Raw genomic sequence first — 1,638 nt, forward strand, 5'->3', positions numbered from 1 at the left:
CGCCCGCGCGAAAGCCCGCTCGCGTCGGCGGCAGCATCGTCCGACGCGCGCGAGGGGACGACCGGACTGGGCGAGACCCCGGCTCGTGCGTGTACGAAATGGGGAATGGCCAAGGACAGTCTCCCCGAGCTCGAACTCGCGAACGTCCGCACACGTGAGGGCATCACGGACACCGTGACCGAGATCCGTCGTCGTGCGGACATCCCGGCGCGCACCCGGCTGGCGATCGCGAAGACCAAGCAACGCTGGCACCGCGACCCCACTCCGCTCGTCGCGATGGGCGTGACCGCCGCCGCCGGTGTCGCGGCGATCATCGTCGGCATCGCGATCCGGAACGACCCCGCCGGGCACCTCGCCCGGCCGCCCGCGTCGTCGGCCTTCACCGCGCTGCTGCCGTTCGGCGCCCGCGGCGGCGACGGCCCCGGTGCGGTCGAGCAGAGCCAGCCAGGACGCAAGGGGCGCAAAGCCCGTGCGAAGGCCGCCGAGGAGTCGCTCGAACGCGACCCGCAGCACCGGGCCCGCGTCAAGCAGCGCGCCGGCATCGCCGCGGTGCAGCGGCGCGCGGCGAAGAACCGCAAGCAGGCGGCGAAGCGCTCGAAGCAGGCGCTGAAGGCGAGGGGGTAGTCCCGTGGCACGCGAGCAGCAGAAGCCCGACGCCGACGATCCCCGCAAGCCCGACAGCCCGTCGGACCTCACGAAGCCGACGCTCGTCTACACGCTGAAGAAGACGCTCCGGGAGTTCTCCGGCGACCAGTGCACCGACCTCGCCGCGAGCCTGACGTACTACACGGTCCTCGCGCTCTTCCCCGGGCTGCTGGCCGTGGTGTCGATCCTCGGGCTCGTGTCCGACCCGAAGGAGACCGTCGAGACCCTGCTCGACATCGTCACGGGCATCGGCGGCGGGCAGGTCGCCGAGCTCCTCCGCGACCCCATCGAGGGACTCGTCCGGTCGCCCGCGGCACCGATCACGTTCGTCGTCGGTGTCATCGGTGCGCTCTGGTCGGCCTCCGGGTACGTCGGTGCCTTCGGCCGGGCGATGAACCGGATCTACAACGTCCGCGAGGGTCGCCCGATCTGGAAGCTCCGCCCGACCATGCTCGGCGTCACACTCTTCACCGTGGTGCTGCTCGTCGTCGGCCTGCTCGCGCTCGTGTCCGGCCCCCTCGCGCGGAGCTTCGGCGACGTGATCGGTCTCGGCGAGGTCGCCGCCACGGTCCTCAGCATCGTGCAGTGGCCGATCCTGCTCGTCATCGCGATCGTCGTCGTCGCCGTGCTCTACTACTGGGCGCCGAACGTCAAGCAGCCGAAGTTCCGGTGGGTGAGCGGTGGGTCGATCCTCGCCATCCTCATCCTCGTCGTGGCCAGCGTCGGGTTCGGGTTCTACGTCGCCAACTTCTCGAACTACAACGCCACCTACGGCTCGCTCGGCGGGGTGATCGTCTTCCTGCTGTGGGTGTGGATCCGCGCTCGCCGGGATCGGGGAGTGGATGCGTCAGCACGCCCGGTCGGTGTACGGCGCCGGACCGTCCTCGTTCACGGCCCCGGCGGGGACCGTCCTCACCCAGAACGGGAACCGGCTGTACCTGCACCTGTTCACGTGGCCGTTCGAGCACGTGCACCTCGCCGACCTGGCCGACG

General features: G+C 70.8%; 2 protein-coding genes. Both read left to right on the forward strand.

Features of this window, described 5'->3' with window-relative positions; all coding sequences use genetic code 11:
* Window positions 1-105: 105 nt before the first annotated feature.
* Window positions 106-624 (forward strand): hypothetical protein, encoded by a 519-nt coding sequence (locus I5E_RS15175; protein WP_022907728.1) that lies wholly within the window; start codon window positions 106-108, stop codon window positions 622-624.
* A 4-nt stretch (window positions 625-628) separates the two neighbouring features.
* Window positions 629-1,638 (forward strand): YihY/virulence factor BrkB family protein (locus I5E_RS15180; protein ID WP_022907729.1); only part of this gene is annotated, 1,010 nt, incomplete at its 3' end.

Origin of the sequence: Curtobacterium sp. B18 (assembly GCF_000333375.1) — a bacterium.
In the GTDB taxonomy this organism is placed as follows: Bacteria; Actinomycetota; Actinomycetes; order Actinomycetales; family Microbacteriaceae; genus Curtobacterium.